Source organism: Vandammella animalimorsus, from assembly GCF_002285265.1.
GTDB lineage: Bacteria > Pseudomonadota > Gammaproteobacteria > Burkholderiales > Burkholderiaceae_C > Lampropedia.
Map to the genome: position 1 here is coordinate 244,415 of NZ_NSJB01000003.1, position 18,109 is coordinate 262,523.

Annotated in this window: 13 protein-coding genes; 7 read left to right on the top strand and 6 right to left on the bottom strand. The window is 65.8% G+C overall.

What is annotated here, in order from left to right; all coding sequences use genetic code 11:
• The first annotated feature begins 30 nt into the window (after nucleotides 1–30).
• The 7 genes from livH to CK625_RS07205 all read left to right on the top strand — a co-directional run bounded on the left by livH (nucleotide 31) and on the right by CK625_RS07205 (nucleotide 5,741).
• Complete coding sequence (gene livH / locus CK625_RS07175; RefSeq protein ID WP_095539596.1) at nucleotides 31–951, top strand: high-affinity branched-chain amino acid ABC transporter permease LivH; 921 nt, start codon at nucleotides 31–33, stop codon at nucleotides 949–951.
• Between the two features lie 5 nt (nucleotides 952–956).
• The gene (locus CK625_RS07180; protein ID WP_172425111.1) at nucleotides 957–2,183 is read left to right on the top strand and encodes a high-affinity branched-chain amino acid ABC transporter permease LivM; all 1,227 of its coding nucleotides are present in this window, start codon (nucleotides 957–959) and stop codon (nucleotides 2,181–2,183) included.
• A 38-nt stretch (nucleotides 2,184–2,221) separates the two neighbouring features.
• Nucleotides 2,222–2,998, top strand: coding sequence for a high-affinity branched-chain amino acid ABC transporter ATP-binding protein LivG (gene livG, locus CK625_RS07185; protein WP_095539598.1), 777 nt, complete (start codon nucleotides 2,222–2,224; stop codon nucleotides 2,996–2,998).
• A 71-nt stretch (nucleotides 2,999–3,069) separates the two neighbouring features.
• Complete coding sequence (locus CK625_RS07190; RefSeq protein ID WP_095539712.1) at nucleotides 3,070–3,771, top strand: ABC transporter ATP-binding protein; 702 nt, start codon at nucleotides 3,070–3,072, stop codon at nucleotides 3,769–3,771.
• Between the two features lie 251 nt (nucleotides 3,772–4,022).
• Nucleotides 4,023–4,520, top strand: a complete 498-nt coding sequence (locus CK625_RS07195; RefSeq protein WP_095539713.1) for a MarR family winged helix-turn-helix transcriptional regulator — start codon at nucleotides 4,023–4,025, stop codon at nucleotides 4,518–4,520.
• Complete coding sequence (locus tag CK625_RS07200) at nucleotides 4,517–5,305, top strand: HEAT repeat domain-containing protein (protein WP_095539599.1); 789 nt, start codon at nucleotides 4,517–4,519, stop codon at nucleotides 5,303–5,305. Before CK625_RS07195 ends, CK625_RS07200 begins: the two co-directional genes overlap by 4 nt.
• A gap of 61 nt (nucleotides 5,306–5,366) precedes the next feature.
• Nucleotides 5,367–5,741 (top strand): DUF6616 family protein, encoded by a 375-nt coding sequence (locus CK625_RS07205; protein WP_095539600.1) that lies wholly within the window; start codon nucleotides 5,367–5,369, stop codon nucleotides 5,739–5,741.
• Nucleotides 5,742–6,040: 299 nt separating this feature from the next.
• On the opposite strand, the gene CK625_RS07210 is transcribed toward CK625_RS07205, so the two are convergent.
• From CK625_RS07210 to ftsA, 6 genes are all read right to left on the bottom strand, one after another.
• Nucleotides 6,041–11,665 (bottom strand): MSCRAMM family protein, encoded by a 5,625-nt coding sequence (locus CK625_RS07210; protein WP_172425112.1) that lies wholly within the window; start codon nucleotides 11,663–11,665, stop codon nucleotides 6,041–6,043.
• 361 nt (nucleotides 11,666–12,026) lie between these two features.
• On the bottom strand, nucleotides 12,027–13,796 hold the full coding sequence (locus tag CK625_RS07215) for a hypothetical protein (protein WP_143326218.1): 1,770 nt from the start codon (nucleotides 13,794–13,796) through the stop codon (nucleotides 12,027–12,029).
• Between the two features lie 608 nt (nucleotides 13,797–14,404).
• Nucleotides 14,405–15,328, bottom strand: coding sequence for a UDP-3-O-acyl-N-acetylglucosamine deacetylase (gene lpxC / locus CK625_RS07220; protein ID WP_095539603.1), 924 nt, complete (start codon nucleotides 15,326–15,328; stop codon nucleotides 14,405–14,407).
• A 104-nt stretch (nucleotides 15,329–15,432) separates the two neighbouring features.
• On the bottom strand, nucleotides 15,433–16,677 hold the full coding sequence (ftsZ, locus tag CK625_RS07225) for a cell division protein FtsZ (protein WP_095539604.1): 1,245 nt from the start codon (nucleotides 16,675–16,677) through the stop codon (nucleotides 15,433–15,435).
• Nucleotides 16,674–16,871: a hypothetical protein gene (locus tag CK625_RS13690; RefSeq protein ID WP_095549470.1), complete on the bottom strand. Its 198-nt coding sequence runs from the start codon at nucleotides 16,869–16,871 to the stop codon at nucleotides 16,674–16,676. The genes ftsZ and CK625_RS13690 overlap by 4 nt, the downstream gene beginning before the upstream one ends.
• Nucleotide 16,872: 1 nt before the next feature.
• Complete coding sequence (gene ftsA / locus CK625_RS07230; RefSeq protein ID WP_095539714.1) at nucleotides 16,873–18,102, bottom strand: cell division protein FtsA; 1,230 nt, start codon at nucleotides 18,100–18,102, stop codon at nucleotides 16,873–16,875.
• Nucleotides 18,103–18,109: the final 7 nt, after the last annotated feature.

Below are 18,109 nucleotides of genomic sequence, written 5' to 3' on the forward strand. Positions count from 1 at the left end.
GGCGCCGGCTTCGTCAGGAGCCATTTCTACATGTCTGAACTTGCACAAATCGTCCAACAGATCTTCAACGGTCTGTCACTGGGGGCCATCTACGCCCTCATCGCCATCGGCTACACGATGGTCTACGGCATCATCGGCATGATCAACTTCGCGCACGGCGAGATCTACATGATCGGCGCCTACGTCGGGCTGGTCACGCTCACCGCTTTTGGCACGCAAAGCGGCCTGCCGCTGCCGCTCATCATTGCCGCCATGCTGCTGGTGGCCATGGTGGTGACCGCCGCCTACGGCTTTGCCGTCGAGCGCATCGCCTACCGGCCAGTGCGCGGCGGGCCGCGCCTGGTGGCGCTGATCTCGGCCATCGGCATGTCGATCTTCCTGCAGAACTGGGTTGCGCTGGGCCAGGGCGCGCGCGATCAGGCCGTGCCCACGCTGATCTCCGGCGCGGCCACGCTGGACATGGGCGGCTTCACCGTCACCCTGCCCTATTCGCGCATGCTCATCATCGGCATCACCGTGGCGCTGATGGTAGCGCTGACGCTGTTCATCAAGAACTCGCGCATGGGCCGCGCCTCGCGCGCCTGCTCGCAGGACATGAAGATGGCCAGCCTGCTGGGCATCGACACCAACCGCGTGATCTCCTTCACCTTCGTGCTGGGCGCGGTGCTGGCCGCCGTGGGCGGCGTGCTCATCGCCATCACCATCGGCAAGCTCAACCCCTTCATCGGCTTCATCGCCGGCATCAAGGCCTTTACCGCCGCGGTGCTGGGGGGCATCGGCTCCATCCCCGGCGCCATGCTCGGCGGCGTGATCCTGGGCCTGGCCGAGACCTTTGCCGCGGCCTACATCTCCTCGCAGTACAAGGACATCGTGGCCTTCAGCCTGCTGGTGCTGATTTTGCTGTTCCGCCCCACCGGCCTGCTGGGCAAACCTGAAGTGGAGAAGGTCTGATGTTGATGCGCGACGTTTTGAAAAATGCCTTCATCGCCGCCGCCATGACGGCGATCATCATTACCCCGATCTTCGGGCTGCAACTGGTGCGCCAGGGCTCCCAAACGCACTTGAATACGCAGTGGGGCCTGGTGGCTGCGGGCTGCGCCATCGTGTTCGTGCTGCAACTGCTCAAGCCCTCGCTGGCGCAGATCTTCAGCTACGCGCGTCTGCCCAGACTGCCGGCCATGCCGCGCAACGGGCAGAAGGTCTTGGGCCTGCTGCTGATCGCGCTGGCCATTGCCTGGCCGTTCTTCGGCACGCGCAGCCAGGTGGACATCGCCACGCTGGTGCTGATCTACGTCATGCTCGGCCTGGGCCTGAACATCGTCGTGGGCTTTGCCGGCCTGCTCGATCTGGGCTTCGTGGGCTTTTACGCCGTGGGCGCCTACACCTATGCCCTGCTCTTTCACTGGGCCGGCTGGTCGTTCTGGCAGGCCCTGCCGCTGTCGGGCGCGGCAGCAGCGCTGTTTGGCTACCTGCTGGGCTTTCCGGTGCTGCGCCTGCGCGGCGACTACCTGGCCATCGTCACGCTGGGCTTTGGCGAGATCATCCGCCTGCTGCTGATCAACCTGACCGAGTACACCGGCGGCCCGGACGGCATCTCCGGCATCCCCAAGCCCACCGTGTTCGGCTACGAGATGACGCGCCGCGCCAGCGAGGAAGGCGCGCAGACCTTCCACCAGATGATGGGCTGGACGTTCTCCAACCAGCACATGGTGATCTACCTGTACCTGATGGCGCTGATGCTGGCGCTGATCACGCTGTACGTCTCCAACCGGCTGATCCGCATGCCCATCGGCCGCGCCTGGGAGGCGCTGCGCGAGGACGAGATCGCCTGCCGCTCGCTGGGCCTGAACCCGACCAACATCAAGCTCTCGGCCTTCACGCTGGGGGCCATGTTCGCCGGCTTCGGCGGCGCCTTCTTCGCCGCGCGCCAGGGCCTGGTCAACCCCGAGTCCTTCACCTTCATCGAATCGGCGCTGATCCTGGCGGTGGTGGTGCTCGGCGGCATGGGCTCGCAGATCGGCGTGATCCTGGCGGCCATCGTACTGACCGTGCTGCCCGAGGTGGCGCGCGAATTTGCCGAGTACCGCATGCTGCTGTTCGGCCTGGTCATGGTGCTGATGATGATGTGGCGCCCGCAAGGGCTGCTGCCCACCAAGCGCCCCCACGTGGAGATCCAGCAATGACGACCGCACAGACCTTTTCCCATTCCGCCCCGGCCGCCATGGCCGGCGGTCAGGCGCCGCTGCTGAGCGTGCGCGAGCTGAGCATGCGCTTTGGCGGCCTGCTGGCCGTGGACAGCGTCTGCTTCGACGTTGCCCCCACCGAGATCTTCGCCATCATCGGCCCCAACGGCGCGGGCAAGACCACGGTGTTCAACTGCGTCGGCGGCTTCTACCGCCCCACCAGCGGGCAAATCCACATGGCCGGGCAGAACATTGCCGGCCTGCCCAGCCACAAGGTCGCGCGCCACGGCCTGGTGCGCACCTTCCAGAACGTGCGCCTGTTCAAGGAGCTGACCGCGCTGGAAAACCTGCTGGTGGCGCAGCACACCCAGGTCGAGAGCAACATGCTCAAGGGCCTGCTGAAGCTGCCCTCGTACCGCAAGGCCGAGCAGGACGCGCTCGAGCGCGCCGTCTGGTGGCTGGACTTCATGGGCATCCGCCAGTACGCCAACCGCGAGGCAGGCAATCTGGCCTACGGCCACCAGCGCCGCCTGGAAATCGCCCGCTGCATGATCACCAAGCCGAGGCTGCTGATGCTCGACGAACCGGCCGCGGGCCTGAACCCGCAGGAGAAGGTCGAGCTGCAGCACCTCATCGCCCAGCTGCGCGAGGACTTCAACGTCGCCGTGCTGCTGATCGAGCACGACATGAGCCTGGTGATGAACGTCTCCGAGCGCATCCTGGTCATGGAGCACGGCAAGCCCATCATCACCGACACCCCTGACGCCGTGCGCAACGATCCGCGCGTCATCAAGGCCTACCTGGGAGAAGAATGATGAGCCTGATCGTCGAAGAAACCATGACCGTCACCGCCCACGCCACGTACAGCGCCGCACCGCTCAAACCCATGCTGCAGCTGGAGGACATCCACACCCACTACGGCGCCATCCAGGCGCTCGATGGCGTCTGCATCCACGTCAACCAGGGCGAGATCGTCACCCTGATCGGCAGCAACGGCGCGGGCAAGACCACCATGCTCATGACCATCTGCGGCAACCCGCGCGCCACCAGCGGCCGCGTGCTGTTCGAAGGCCAGGACATCACCCGCCTGCCCACGCACAAAATCATGCAGGGCGGCATCGCCATCTCGCCCGAAGGGCGGCGCGTGTTCCCCGACCTGACCGTGGTGGAAAACCTCAAGATGGGCGGCTTCTTTCAGGACAACGACGCCATCGAGGCCGGCATCGAGCACGCCTTCGCGCTGTTCCCGCGCCTGAAAGAGCGCGCCCACCAGCGCGCGGGCACCATGTCCGGCGGCGAGCAGCAAATGCTGGCCATCGGCCGCGCGCTGATGAGCAAGCCGCGCCTGCTGCTGCTGGACGAGCCCACGCTCGGCCTGGCGCCGCTGATCATTGCGCAGATCTTCGAGATCATCCAGACCATCCGCGCCGAGGGCGTGACCGTGTTTCTCGTCGAGCAAAACGCCAACAAGGCCCTGCAGATCGCCGACCGCGGCTACGTGCTGGAGACCGGCAAGGTCGTGCTCGAAGACAGCGGCGCCAACCTGCTGGGCAACCCGGACATCCGCAAGGCCTACCTCGGCGCTTGAGCCACGGCAAGCCGCCGCGCGGCGCAACACGCATGGGCAGCCCACGGGCTGCCCATTTTCTTGATGCCGCACTCAGGCAAAGCACCCCGGCAAAGTGCCCAAACAAAGTATCCGAACAAAGCGCCCGGGCAAGCGCCTTGGCATGACGCCCTTGCAAAGGCCCGGCCTCTGGCCTGGCACCCCGCGCATCCATCGGCCCCGCTCAAAAAATTACACCCCATATAATTAGCCGGCATACAATACGCCGCATGATTAGCCTTGAGAAAAAATACCAGGCCCTGCTCGGCCAGGCCCAGCAGCGCGATCTGGCCGATGCGCAGAGCATGCGCCTGTGCTTCGAGCTACTCTCACTGAGCAGCGCCATCGACCGCGACTGCGCCGCCCGGTTGGCGCCGCACGGCCTGTCCGAAGGGCGCTTCGTGCTGCTGTTCCTGCTCGACGCTGCAGAGGGCGCAGCGCTGGCGCCCAATGCCCTGGCCGAGCAGGCCGGCATCAGCCGCGCCACCGTCACCGGCCTGCTCGACGGGCTGCAGCGCGAGGGCCTGATCGAACGCCAGCCCGACGCCCACGACCGCCGCGCACTGCGCATCGTGCTCACAGCCCAAGGGCGGCGCACGGCCCGCAAGGTGATCGCACAGCACAGCCAATGGATCGCCCAGCTGCTGGCCCCGCTCAACAGCGCCGAGCGCGGGCAGCTCCAGCGCCTGCTGGGCAAAATCGCCGCCGCCATGCAGGAGGCCGCCCCATGACCCAGGCCCCGGCGCGCAAGGGCGCCACCCGCGCCGCCGACATCCTGCCCGAGTTGCTGCAGGCGCTCTCGCGCGGCGAAGCCGCCAGCGCCACGCTGACCGAAGCCCTGGCCCTGGACCAGCGCCTGCTGGCCCGCAGCGCCTTGCCAGAGCTGAGTGCAGCCGCCCTGGCCCAGATCGACGCCGCCTGCCAGTTGGGCGTCCTCAAGCGCATGCAGGCGGTGGCCAGCTCGCTGCTGGCCGCGCTGGGCCCAGATGGCATTGCACGCTGCCAGCAGCACCCCAGCGATACCGTACGCGGCTGGGCCTGCTTCATGATCGGCGCCCAGCCCGGCCTGCCATTGCCGCAGCGGCTGACCGCCATCGCCCCACTGGCCGATGACCCGCACTTTGCCGTGCGCGAGTGGGCTTGGCTGGCCGTGCGGCCTCGGCTGACCGCCGAACTGGATACAGCCATCGCCGCACTGGCGCACTGGACGCAACAGCCCAGCGAAAACCTGCGCCGCTTCGCCAGCGAAGCCCTGCGCCCGCGCGGCGTCTGGTGCGCACACATCGCCGCCCTCAAACAAGCGCCGCAACGCGCCCTGCCCATCCTGCAGCCGCTGCGCGCCGATGGCTCGCGCTACGTGCAGGACTCGGTGGCCAACTGGCTCAACGATGCGGCCAAGGACCAGCCCGACTGGGTGCGCGCCCTGTGCCAGCAATGGCTGCAGCAATCGCCAGGCCCGGCCACGGCCCGCATCTGCCAGCGCGCCCAGCGCAGCCTGCCCGCACAAGCCCCATAGCGCCTGCTTTGCATAGCGTGAACAGGCCCTAACTGTTTGGATTTTTTGGAGGACAAGACCCATGACCCAGCAATACCTCGTCGAGCTTTACACCCCCAACGCCACATGGCTGGCCCTGCCTGCAGAACAAAGGCAAGCATTCATGAACCAGATCAATCAGGGCATGCAGGGCCTGGCTGGCGCAGGCATCGAGCTGTTGAGCCTGGCGCCCACCGCCAAGAATACCCCGCACGCCAGCGCGCACCGCTTCCTGGGCATTTGGCGCTTTGACAACGCCCAAGCCCGCGACGCCCTGCTGGCCGGCATTGAAGCCAGCGGCTGGTACCTGTATTTCGACCACCTCAACGCCGCCAGCGCCACAGGCGCACTGCAAGAGCATTTGCAGGATCTGCTGCACTGGCAAGGCGCGCCGCAACAACACGATGCAGCCCAGTGAAAAACCACCTATGGGCTTGGGCCGTCACAGGCGGCTGCATTGATCTGCCCAACGGGCTCATTGCGGTGGTGCGCATCCTGGATCGCTGACTTGGGGCTGTGGGCATTTGATGGACTACGCACCTGTCGCCAAAGTCGTTACGAATGGCTCTGCCCCAAGATGAGGTGGCCCGCAAGTCATAAAACATTCCAATCCGATTGACTGCCCACTCGCGCCGAGAATCTTGAGCAGGTGTTCATGCGCGCAAAAAAACCAGGCGACCCATACGGGCCGCCTGGTTTTCAATGGCGCTCAGCCCATCAGGCTACGCGGCGGCGCAGGCCGGCTGCAACCATCAAGGCCAGAGCCAGCAGCAGCACGCCACCCAGGCCCAGGGTCGGCACCGGCACTGTCGAGGGCGCTGGCGCCCCAAGTGTGGTGCGCGAGGGATTGTTGCCCGCGGCCGGATCGGTGCCGCCCTTGCTGTCGTTGTCAGCGCCAGTGCCGCCATGCACGTCCAGCGGGCTGGATGGAACCGGGAATGGGCTGGTTTTGCACACAATGCTCTCCCCCACGGCCAGCGTGGCCTGCGGCGAGTTGGGTGTGCAGCTCACGGTCACGCCCGAGGGCAGCGCCGAAGTGAAGCCACAAGTCGCATTCAGCGCCGCAGATGGCCCGTTGTTGGTACAGGTCAGTTCACACGTTGCCGATGTGCCAGAAACCGTGCAGGCAATGGCCGAGGTCATATCGCTTACCGCGCCCCGCTCGGCAAAGTTGTTGCCCGTCGAGCCGCCTGCCGTCAGGGTCGCAATGGTGATCACGCTGTTGTCGGTCGTGCCAGGCGCGCCGCCACCGCCATCAACGGCCCCGTTCGTGCCTGGGGTGTTGTAGGCGTTTTCGTAGCCCGTGGGCTGGCTCTCGGTGATGGTCACATCCGTTGCGCCGACCGGCAGGTCGTTGAAGCTGTAGCTGCCATCCGGCCCGGTCGTGACGCTGACCTCAACGGGCGCACCACCGCCCGGAGGCGTGTAGCGCAGCGTGACCGTCACGCCGTTGATGCCAGGGTCGGTGGCGTTGCCATCGTCGGCTGTGTTGCCATTGCCTTCGCGATAGACGCGGCCCGAGACCGAGGTGCTCTGGTGCTGCTCGGCAAAGTTGTTGCCCGTCGAGCCGCCTGCCGTCAGGGTCGCAATGGTGATCACGCTGTTGGTGGCGGTGCCGGGGTTGTCTCCGCCGTTGACCGCACCGTTGGTGCCTGGGGTGTTGTAGACGTTCAGGTAATTGGCGGGCTGGGTCTCGGTGATGGTCACATTGGTCGCGCCCACCGGCAGATTGCCAAACGTGTAGCTGCCGTCCGCTGCGGTCGTGGTGTTCAGCGTCACGGGCGCGCCGCCGCCGGGGGGCGTGTAGACCAAGGTGACGGTGACGCCGCCAATGCCCGGATCGGTGGCATTGCCATCGTCGCTGATGTTGCCATTGCTTTCGACATAGACACGACCAGAGACCAAAGTGGTCTGGCGCTGCTCGGCAAAGTTGTTGTTCTGCGAGCCGCCTGCCGCCAGCGTCGCAATGGTGATCACGCTGTCGGTGGCGGTGCCAGCGTTGTCGCCGCCATTGACCGCGCCGTTGGAGCCCGGGGTGTTGTAGACATTCTCGTAGCCCGAGGGCTGGCTCTCCGTGATGCTCACGTCGGTCGCGCCCACGGGCAGGCCGTTGAACACGTAGCTGCCGTTGGCCGTGGTCGTCTCGGTCAGCGTCACCTGGGCGCCGCCGCCGGGAGGCGTGTAGCGCAGGGTGACGGTGACGCCGCCAATGCCAGGGTCAGTGGCGTTGCCATCGTCGCTGGTGTTGCCATTGCCTTCGACATAGACGCGGCCCGTGACCGAGGTGAGCGCCTGCTCGGCAAAGTTGTTGCCTTGCGAGCCGCCGGCCAACAGCGTGGCAATGGTGATCACGCTGTTGTCGGTCGTGCCGGGCGCGCCGCCACCGCCATCAACGGCCCCGTTCGTGCCTGCAGTGTTGTAGGCATTCGCGAAGCCCGGGGGCTGACTCTCGGTGATGGTCACATTGGTGGCGCCCACCGGCAGGCCGCTGAAGGCATAGCTGCCGTCCGTTGCGGTCGTGGCGCTCAGCGTCACGGGAGCGCCGCCGCCCGGGGGCGTGTAGACCAAGGTGACGGTCACGCCGCCAAGACCTGGGTCGGTGGCATCGCCATCGTCGCTGGTGTTGCCATTGCCTTCGACATAGACGCGGCCCGTGACCGAGGTGAGCGCACGCTCGCCGAAGTCATAGCCGGTGGCATTGGCGTTGGGGTTGTTGCCATCGTTGGCCGGCAAATCAATGGCGCTGATGGTGTCGCCAGCGACCGCGCCGCCCGCCGTGCCGGCCTTGTTGCCGGTGGTTTCATAGCCTGCAGGCTGGGTTTCGAGCAGCGTGTATTGACCCGCTTCCAGGTCGCAGAACAGGTACTGCCCCACGGCCAGGCCGGCGGCCGGCACCGGGCACAGGCCGGGGCCGGCAGTGTCGGAGGCGCTGCCATCGGCCGGGTTGTAGAACTTGCCAGCGGCAATGTCGGCCGTGGCCGTCACTGCGCTGCGGTCGGCCATGCCAGCGCGCTGCAAGGTCACGGTCTGGCCGCCCAGGCCGGTGTCGCCGCCAGCCGGGTCAAAGCCGGCGCTGGCGCCATTGCCATCCGGGTCGGCGAAGACCGTGCCCTGGATGCTCGATGCAAACACCTTCACCTGCACGTTGTTGGAGGTCACGTCAAAGCGCGCGCCCGTGCCCTCCTGCACCGCCGTGCCCAGGCTGCCGTGGGCGCCGCTGAAGTTGTTGGCATACACGTCGTCATGGCGCGAGCCGGGCGTATTGAAGTCGAGCTGGAAGGCCCTGCTGGCTGCGCCCGAGGCAAAGTGCTCGGTGTCTTTCATCAAGAGCGCGGTGGCATCCGCTGGCACCGTCCAGTTCGCGCCGGCCTGGGTTGCCAGCACCCAGTTGGTGCTGCCGCTGTTGTGGGCGCAGCCGGCTGCCGCCGCGGGCACGCCTGGCGCGTACGCGGGCCAATTGCCAGTGACGGCGGTGATGTTGCTGGGGCACTTGGGGTTGCGGTTGATGGTGCCCGGCTCGTCGCTCGTGTAATAGACCGCGTAGCCCGTCGCCGCAGGCGCGCGCACCTGGGCGATGGGGCGAGTGCCGCTGAAGCGGGTGCCGCCGCGCGGCGGCTCGCCGTTGTAGGGCAGCACGTCGATCAGGCGGTGCTCATGCACCGTTTCGTTGCCCACGTTCTGGTAGCGCAGCTCCATGGTGAAGCCCGAGCCGATTTGCTTGAGGGCGTCGCCAATCACCGACTTTTGCACCACCAGGCCGTCGATGGCGCCCAGGCGCACGGTGCGCGTGGCTTGCCGCTCGGCCAGGCGCTGGGCCGCGGTCTGGTTGGCGCAGCTCAGTGCGCCGCCCGCGACGCTGGCTCCGGGGGCGCAGCCACGGATCTCAACCTGGTTGATCAGCGAGGCATTGGGGATGTTGCCCGGCGCATCGAGCATGATTTCCGCCTGGAACTCGATCACGGCGATGTCTGCCGCCGGGTTGCTGGCGTTCACGTTCGGCAGGCGGATCTGGAGGGTGGAGGCAGCGAAGGTGGCCGACTGGTCGTCCAGATGGAAATTGCCCGCCGGCACAGGCGCGCCGCCCCATTTGAGCGAGCCGCTGACAAAGCGCATGCCCGCCGGGATGGTGTCGGTCAGGATCAGGTCGTTCGGGATGGTCACATTCGGCTGGTTCGACACCAGGCGCGGCCACAGTTGGTAGGTCACGATCTGGCCCTTGGTCTTGGGCACGACCGGGTTGTCGGCCGCCGGGCCGCCAGCGGGGTCAACGCCCTCAATGCCTTTGCGGATGCTGACGGACTGCGTGGACAGGCGCAGGCGGTCGCTGTAGCTATCGTCGCAATAGCGGGCCGGGTCGGTGGCGCTGGCGGGATCGCAAGCGGCATTGTGCGAAGACAGCAGCGTGGCATTCGGGTCATTGCCCATGAAGGCACGGCTGGAATGCATCCAGTTGAGGGTGCCGGGCTCGAAGCCGGATGCGACCGAGCTTTGCTGCAAGCCGTAGTTGGGGATGATGCTGCCATCGGGCCAGGTAGCGCCATCATCCGGGTTCGCGGGCAGCGTGTTCAGGTGCACGAACATCTGGACGCGACCGCCTGCGGGAACGTTGGCATTGAGCAGGCGGGCCGAGTTGATGAACGGCACCAGCGCCGGGTTGGCCTCCAGCGCGCTCTGGGTGATCCAGCCGGAAGGCAGAATGCCGGTGGTCGCCACGCCGGCAGCGGCGGCGACGGCGCTCAGCGTGGAGTCGCCATCGTTGCAGCTCGCATCGCGCAGCATCGTTTCGTCGCCGTTGCCAAAGGCGGAGAAGCCGAACTGGACTTCTTCATCCTCAGGCTGCACACTGGCCGAGCTGACGCCACCCGCGGCGCCCGAGTCCCTGTAGAAGTGGGCGTAGCCGGGGCTGTAATCAGTGTTGCTGCTGATGGTGGGGAGCTTTTTCCAGCGGTAGGGGCTGTTGGCGCCTACGGCAGGATTGCTCGGCGGCGGCACCCAGATCCCGTGTACGGAGGGGTCGAACAGGTCGAGCCGCAGTTTGCGGTTGTCCCAGTGGTCGCACAGCGAAACCTGGACGGCACTGAGCCCGGTGTTGCTCCAGAGCAGGTAGGAATCGATGAAATCGCCCGGCCCGATCATGTCATTGCTCATGCGGTTGGAGGGCGCGTGGATCAGCGGCGCGGAGCGGCCCTTGCTCGTGGCGTAGAACAGCTTCTCGAAGGCGCCCGAACAAACGTTGATGTTGTTGGTCACCACCACGTTGTTGGCGGGCTCATCACTGCCGTTGGGTACGCCCGACAGGCCCGGGGCGGTGAACTCCGCGATCTCGTTCTTCGGCGAATACTGGCACCTGTTGCCGTTGTCGGTCACCGTGTCCTTGGGGACCCAGACGCGGATGTAGTGCAGCGCCGTGGCATTGGTCGCAGCCGCCCAGGGTGCCGTGATCTCGCCCGAAGTCAGCGGCGGATTGGTGGTGGAGGCGGTGACGGTGACCGTGTTGCCAGTCTGGCTATAGGCATAGGAGCCAGTGCCAGCATCCACCGGCGTGGTGCCCGGCACGCCGCCAGCGGGGAAGGTGTTGCCGTTGCGCTCGCGGTAGCTTTTCACCTCGTATACACAGGCGTCCGGCCCCAGGCCGCTGAGATCGTCGGTGTAGCTCCAGCCCTGTCTCAGCGATTCATGGCCTTTGGTTTCCGGGATGTTCAAGGCCACGGTGTAGATCAGCGCCACCCCCTTGCCGGTGGCGGGGGAGTTGCAACCAGCGGGCTTGTCCATGGCCCCGAGCCTGTCGATGAAGCGCTTGACCAAATCGATCTGCGGCTTGGCCACCACGGTCACGCCAGGCGCGGTACCGCTGGCGCCAGCGGCATCCTGATCGGACACGATCTTACCGGCGACGCTGCTCAGCACGCTGCCGTTCTGGGCCTGGCTGTTGGTGGTGACATCAAAGAACAGCGTGCCGGACTGGTTGGCAATAGGGCCATTGGGCGGATTGGCGCCGCTGCCGGCCAGCAGGCAGTCCACCGTGCGGCCATCGGCGCTGAGGGCACTGGTGGCATTGCGGCAGGCGGCCAAGCCGCCGCTGGTGGGGGCAAAGCGGAACGGCTCCGTGGCAGGCAGGCTCACCGTGATGCGGACGTTGTCCTGCGCCCCAGGCGGCGGCGAAATCTGGTAATCCACCTTGTAGCGCGCCTCGTCATTGGTACACAGCACGCCGTTGTTGACATCCGCATCCAATGCACAGCTGCCGGTGCCATCGTGCACCTTGGCAACAGCAACGCTCAGCCCGGCCAAAGCCTGGCTTGACCACGCGCTGCCCAGCACCAGCAGCGACAGCGCCGCCAACTGCTTTCTGTGACAGCGGAAAGAAGCGCTGAAACGCTTTCTGACTCCAATCCACATGATTAAAAAGCTCCCTTGCAAATGCAACTGGATTCGGCACCGTCAACCGTAGCAGAGCCGAAATGGCGGATAGTGTAGCCGTAACCTTATGAAACCTCTGCAAACTCTCAGGCCCTGTGTAAAACCTCGGAGCCAGCGAGCAACAAATGATTTTGGGATGGGCGGAAAAGCAGTGCAGGTTGCCAGCATGGGCAAAGCGGCGGACTCCATGAAAAAAGCCGCCTACGGGCCATACCTCCCATAGGCGGTTCAAGCTGCGATTGTGCCGGCCTCCTCTGGCAGCAGGCACAGGCCCTACGGCGCGTTAGCGCATGCGCCGCACCCCCAGAAAGGCCAGAGCGCTGGCCAGCAGCAGCAGCCCCAGCGGCGCATTGACCGGCACCGGCGTCGTCGAGGGCCCAACAATGAGCGAGGCCACCACCACCGTCACCGTCGCCTCGGCACAGTTCGGCGCCAGGGCATGACACACGCGATAGACCAAGGTGTAGCTGCCAACGCCCAGGGGCGATGCCATGCGGACACTGCCTGTGGCCGGATCCAGGCTCAGGTCGGGGTGGCTGCTGGAACGCTGCGTCAGCACCACCTGCGCCAGCTGCACAGGGTTACCGCCCAGCGTGTCATTGCCCAGCACGCTGGCCAATACCACACCCGTTGCCCCTTCGAACACGCGCACCTGATCGGGCTGGGCGACGATGTTGGTTGGCCCAGCGCTGCCGATGGTCACGGTCACCGTTGCCGTGTCACACGGAGCGCCGCCCGTGGCGCAGATGCGGTATTGCAGCGTATGCGCGCCCACTGGCAGGCCAGCTGCCGCCTGGACTGCGCCTGTGGCGGCATCGAGCGTCACCCCAGGATTGGAGCTGCTCACCTGGCTGAGCGTTACCGCGCCCAGGCTGGCCGGAGCGCCATTGACAGTGTCGTTGGCCAGCACATTGGCCACGGCCACGCCGCCTGCCACCGTGGCCGCGCCCGCATCGTCCACGGCATCAATGGCCGCTGCCGCCCCATTGACGCGCAGCACCTGACTGCCAACGAAATTGGCCACGTTGCTCAGATTCGTGATATTGGCCGTGCCATTGGTGTGGCTGCCGGGCACGTCCGAGGTCACGTCCACGGCCACTTGGCAGGTGCTCTCCGCACCGGCGGAGGCCGCAGCGGCCACGCTGGCGCCGCCGACCACGATGCTGCCCGCCCCGGCCGCGGCATTGACCGTCATGCCCGCTGGCAAGGCCCCCATGGCGCCGCCGGCCGGGCAGTTGGTCTGCACATTGGGCGTGGCCGCCACCTTCACGCCAGCGGGCAGGTTGTCGGTAAAGCCAATGCCGCTGACGTCTGAGGTGGTGCGGTTGTTGATGTTGAAGGTCAGCTTCGAGACCTGACCGGCATTGATGACTGCGGGTGCAAAGGCCTTGGTCAGATCCACCGCGCTTTGCGCGAAGCTGATCATGTATTCGACCTCAAATTGGGGCGCGCCCGCCGGCACGTTCCACTGCACGGCAATGCCGTTGTCGGTGGCTGCGCCGGTATCAACCTCGTTACTCAAATCGCCTGTACCGGTCTTGCAAGGAGCGCTGACGCTGGTGCCCGAGCAGATCTGGTAGCCCGCATTTGCATAATAGCCAGAGAAATAGCGATCCCACAGCGGCGTGTTCGAGCTTGGCGTATGCCATAGAGCCTCGAACTGGGCATCTCGCGTCACCCCGACCAGATCGGGCACGCCCGTAGTGTTCCAGGCGGCCGTGCGCACGATCCCTGGCCCGACATCATATCCAAGCAAATAGGTGTCGATATTCTGGTAGAGCTTGACGCTGGCGCCGCTGGCGGGCAGGCCCGAGAGCGACAGACGGCGCTTGATCCACAGCTCGGGGGCCACGTATTCGTCACGGACCGTCAGCGTGATGCCGGCATCGGCCGCCTCCGCTGGCTTGAGCACCGAGGTCACAGCCCAGGGCGAGGCGCTGGTGCCAGCGCCAGAGACCGCGCTTTGCGACACTTGCGTGAACTGGTAGCCCACATCGGTATTGGTATTGGAGTTGTGATAGACGCGCGTTTGCGCATCGCTACCCCGATCCACGCGCAAGAAGACGCTATTAAAGAGGCGTCCATTAGTGGGCGTATTGCCGGGCAAGTAAACCTGCCCCTCACCATTGAGCCAGACCTGAATCTGGCTGTTGCTGCCAATCATCCAACGCAGCCCGTCAGCGCCCTGGGGCTGCTGACCGCCAGTGGGATTGAGCTCCCTCTGAGTGTTGGCTCCGCCTGCCTGCACCGCGCAGGCCACTGCCAAGCTGGCTGCCCCCAGCAGCCATCCCTTGGCCCTGGCGGGCAGGCGCCGTCGCTTGACTTGACTCACTCTTCTCTGCATTTCCTTCACTCCTTGTTATTGCAATATGCGTGCGGCCCATGGCCTTGCCTGAGAGCTCGGGCAAAACCCACCCGGACACCACACGGGAAGCGGTAGTGGCTGAAAATTCTATGAAAGCCGAATATCAGCTACGGCAGGAATGCAGCAGTTCACAATCCATCAAGGACTGTTACGTAACAAAAAGCTGCAAGCATCACTTGTCGGATGTGCGCAGCGCTTGCCGGGCCAGGCAGCGCAAAAATTCAGGCGAGCGAAACCCGCCCCGCTTGCCTGTCGCGCGGGGGAGCAAAAGGATCGAAAAGGAATGAGCGCCTGGGCTACCAAGCCAGGCTGGACAGCGCGAAGCCCTGCGGGGCTTGCTTTTCGTCGCCGAAGCTCACCAACTCCCAGGCCTGCTCGTCGGCCAGCAGTGCGTGCAGCAGCTGGTTGTTCATGGCGTGGCCGGAGCGGTAGGCGCTGTAGGAAGCCAACAGGGGCTTGCCCAGGATGTAGAGGTCGCCGATGGCGTCCAGGATCTTGTGGCGCGCGAATTCGTCGTCGTAACGCAGGCCGTCCTGGTTCAGGACTTTGTAGTCGTCCATGACGATGGCGTTGTCGTAGCCGCCGCCCAGCGCCAGGCCGTTGGCGCGCAGCATTTCCACATCGCGCGTAAAGCCGAAGGTGCGCGCGCGGGCGATGTCGCGGGCGTAGTTGCCCTGGCCCATGTCGAAGCTCACGCATTGGCCGGTGGAGTCCACGGCCGGGTGGCTGAAGTCGATCTCGAAGCTCAGGCGGTAGCCGTGGTAGGGCTCCAGCCGGGCCCATTTGCGCTCGCCCAGTGACTCGGTGCGCACTTCGACGGGTTTGCGCACGCGCACGAATTGCTTGGGTGCGCCCTGCAAGGCGATGCCCGCCTTGCGCAACAGGTACACAAAGCCAGCGGCAGAGCCATCGAGGATGGGCACTTCCTCGGCCGTAAGGTCGATGTAGAGGTTATCGATGCCCAGCCCTGCGCAGGCGGACATGATGTGTTCGATTGTGCTGATGCGCGCACCCTCCCGGCCAATGGTGGAGGCCAGGCGCGTGTCGAACACGGCCTGGGCCGAAACCGGCACGGGCTCAGGCTCGGGCAGGTCGATGCGTGTGAAGACGATGCCCGTGCCCACTGGCGCGGGGCGCAGAGTCAGCTCGACCCGTTGGCCGCTGTGTAGTCCAACGCCCACGGCTCGGATCAGGGTCTGGATGGTTCTCTGGGCTAGCATGGGCGCGCATTCTATTGAAAAACGGTATTGGCCGCTGTGGGCCTGCCAGGGCCGTCCCCGGCTGCTGCCGGGGACGGCACTCCTTCACAAACCAAGCACGGGCTTTAGTCGGCCTGTTTGCGCAGGAAGGCGGGGATTTCCACGTCGTCCATGCCGCTGGAGGACATGGCATCCACGCGCGCGGCGGCGGCGCTGGCATCGCTGCCGCGTGAGGTGCGCCAAGCCGTGGGCACGGCCAGGTTGTTGAGCTGGCTGCTGCGCATGGGCACGGCCGCGCCGCCGGCCAGGCCGCCGCCGCGCACCATGCCTTGCATGCCTTGCAGCGGCAGGTTGTCCGTGCCGGTGCGCAGCGTGCTTTGCACCATGGTCAGGTTCTGACGGCGCTGCTGGTGGTTGACCAGGCCGGTGGCCACGACGGTCACGCGCAGCTCGTCACCCAGGCTGTCGTCGTAGGCTGCGCCGTAGATGACGTGGGCATCGTCGCTGGCATAGGCGTTGACGGTGCTCATGGCCAGCTTGGACTCGGACAGCTTGAGGCTGCCGCGCGCGGCCGTGACCAGCACCAGAATGCCCTTGGCGCCCGAGAGGTCGATGCCTTCGAGCAGCGGGCAGGCAATGGCCTGCTCGGCGGCGATGCGCGCGCGGTCCGGACCGGAGGCGCTGGCAGTGCCCATCATGGCCTTGCCCGGCTCGCTCATCACGGTCTTGACGTCGGCAAAGTCCACGTTGACGTGGCCGTGCTCGTTGATGATCTCGGCGATGCCGCCCACGGCGTTGCGCAGCACGTCGTTGGCAAAGCCAAAGGCCTCATCCTGCGTGATGTCGTCGCCATAGACGGTCAACAGCTTTTCATTGAGCACCACGATCAGCGAGTCCACATTGCGCTCGAGCTCGTCCAGGCCGGCATCGGCATTCTTCATGCGACGCGGGCCTTCCCAGTCGAAAGGTTTGGTGACCACGCCGACGGTGAGAATGCCCATCTCCTTGGCCACGCGCGCGATCACTGGCGCTGCCCCCGTGCCCGTGCCGCCGCCCATGCCTGCGGTGATGAAGAGCATGTTGGCCCCCTCGATGGCGCGGCGGATTTCCGACTCCGCCAGCACCGCAGCCTCCCGCCCCTGCTCGGGCTTGCTGCCCGCGCCCAGGCCGTTGGTGCCCAGCTGGATGATGCGCGCGGCCGAGCTGCGCGAGAGCGCCTGTGCATCGGTGTTGGCGCAGATGAATTCCACCCCCTGCACGTTGTTCTCGATCATGTGCTGCACGGCGTTGCCGCCACCGCCGCCCACGCCCAGTACCTTGATGCGTGTGCCTTGGGTGAACGATTCGTTGTCGATCATTTCGATGCTCATAGTGTTTCTCCTTGCGGGTTGGGGGATGGGGTGAAATCAAAACCAAAACAAAAATGAATGGGGCCGTGGCGATGCCTGAAAACGGCATCGCCGCGCCAGCGGTTGCAATCTGTAGGCAGCCGCCAGCGCCGGCGGCCGCGCTTGCGCAGGAACCAGCGCAACAGCTTGCGGGGGATGGGAATGGGTGGCGCCATGTCAGAAATTCCCCGCGATGAAGTCACGAATGCGCGCCAGCAGGTTCTTGACCGGCCCGCTCTTGGTGGCGACCTTGTAGCCGCGCGTGCGCTCGATGCGCGCGTCTTCGAGCAAGCCCATGACGGTGGCCGCGCGCGGCTGGGCAATCATGTCGGCCAGTGGGCCGTCGTAGTTGGGCACGCCCCGGCGCACGGGCTTGAGGAAGATGTCCTCGCCAAGCTCGACCATGCCGGGCATGACCGAGGAGCCGCCGGTGAGCACCACGCCCGAGGACAGCAGCTCCTCGTAGCCGGACTCGCGGATCACCTGCTGCACGATCGAGAAGATCTCCTCCACGCGCGGCTCAATCACGCCGGCCAGCGCCTGCTTGTTGATCAGCCGCGGGCCGCGGTCGCCCAAGCCAGGCACTTCGACCTGCGAATCCGGATCGGCCAGCATGGCCTTGGCGCAGCCGTTTTCGACCTTGATGTCCTCGGCGTCCTTGGTGGGGGTGCGCAGCGCCATGGCGATGTCGCTGGTGATCAGATCGCCCGCGATCGGGATCACGGCGGTGTGGCGAATCGAGCCGCCCGAGAAGATCGACACATCCGTGGTGCCCGCGCCGATGTCCACCAGCACCACGCCCAGCTCGCGCTCGTCGTCGGTGAGCACCGACAGGCTGGAAGCCAGCGGATTGAGCGCCAGCTGGTCAACTTCCAGCCCGCAGCGGCGCACGCACTTGATGATGTTTTCGGCCGCGCTTTGCGCGCCGGTGACGATGTGCACCTTGGCCTCCAGGCGCAGGCCGCTCATGCCGATGGGCTCCTTGACCTCCTGGCCGTCGATGACGAACTCCTGCGAGGCCACCAGCAGCAGGCGCTGGTCGGAAGGGATGTGCACCGCCTTGGCGGTTTCCAGCACACGGCTGATGTCGGCCTGCGAGACCTCCTTGTCCTTGATGGCCACCATGCCGCTGGAGTTGAAGCCGCGCACGTGGCTGCCGGTGATGCCGGTGTAGACGCGCTGGATCTTGCAGTCGGCCATCATCTCGGCCTCGCGCAGCGCCTGCTCGATGCTTTGCACCGTCGCCTCGATGTTGACCACCACGCCGCGCTTGAGCCCATTGCTGGGCGCAGCGCCAAACCCGGCCAAGCGCAGCTGGCCGCCCTCCTGCACCTCGGCCACCACCGCCATGACCTTGGCCGTGCCGATGTCCAGCCCCACGATGACGTCTCTGTATTCCTTAGCCATTTTCATC

Coding starts and splice junctions, on each gene's coding strand:
- CK625_RS07190 (WP_095539712.1), top strand. CDS start 3,070: ATGCTGCAGCTGGAGGACATCCACACCCACTACGGCGCCATCCAGGCG.
- livG (WP_095539598.1), top strand. CDS start 2,222: ATGGCCGGCGGTCAGGCGCCGCTGCTGAGCGTGCGCGAGCTGAGCATG.
- CK625_RS07205 (WP_095539600.1), top strand. CDS start 5,367: ATGACCCAGCAATACCTCGTCGAGCTTTACACCCCCAACGCCACATGG.
- CK625_RS07180 (WP_172425111.1), top strand. CDS start 957: ATGCGCGACGTTTTGAAAAATGCCTTCATCGCCGCCGCCATGACGGCG.
- ftsZ (WP_095539604.1), bottom strand. CDS start 16,677: ATGAGCATCGAAATGATCGACAACGAATCGTTCACCCAAGGCACACGC.
- CK625_RS07200 (WP_095539599.1), top strand. CDS start 4,517: ATGACCCAGGCCCCGGCGCGCAAGGGCGCCACCCGCGCCGCCGACATC.
- ftsA (WP_095539714.1), bottom strand. CDS start 18,102: ATGGCTAAGGAATACAGAGACGTCATCGTGGGGCTGGACATCGGCACG.
- lpxC (WP_095539603.1), bottom strand. CDS start 15,328: ATGCTAGCCCAGAGAACCATCCAGACCCTGATCCGAGCCGTGGGCGTT.
- livH (WP_095539596.1), top strand. CDS start 31: ATGTCTGAACTTGCACAAATCGTCCAACAGATCTTCAACGGTCTGTCA.
- CK625_RS13690 (WP_095549470.1), bottom strand. CDS start 16,871: ATGGCGCCACCCATTCCCATCCCCCGCAAGCTGTTGCGCTGGTTCCTG.